Source organism: Anaerostipes butyraticus, assembly GCF_016586355.1.
Classification (GTDB): domain Bacteria; phylum Bacillota; class Clostridia; order Lachnospirales; family Lachnospiraceae; genus Anaerostipes; species Anaerostipes butyraticus.
This window is the reverse complement of record NZ_BLYI01000019.1, coordinates 1-330: the sequence shown is the minus strand read 5'-3', so window position 1 is coordinate 330 and position 330 is coordinate 1. Positions and strand designations below refer to the sequence as shown.

Sequence of the window (330 nt, the reverse complement as noted above, 5' to 3'; positions counted from 1 at the left end):
ATCTGAGCGCCATCCTCGACTTATACGACAGGAGGATCGTATCCTACGTCATAGGCGACTCTAATAATAATGATCTGGTATTCCGTACTTTTGATGCAGCGATCCAGGCAGATCCTGATGCCCATCCGCTTTTCCATAGTGACAGGGGTTTCCAATATACGAATAGGGCATTTCATGCAAGACTGGAAGCAGCAGGGATGATACAGAGCATGTCACGAGTCGCAAAATGTATTGATAATGGTCCGATGGAAGGATTCTGGGGGATCATAAAAAGGGAACGTTATTATGGCAGGCGTTTTACAAGCAGAGAGATGCTCGTGTCCATGATAG

At 46.1% G+C, this 330-nt stretch carries 1 protein-coding gene; it reads left to right on the top strand.

Translation table 11 applies throughout. The features are described 5' to 3' along the window. Positions 1 to 330: DDE-type integrase/transposase/recombinase (locus tag JMF81_RS16350; RefSeq protein ID WP_243282529.1), on the top strand; the 330-nt coding region annotated here is incomplete at both ends.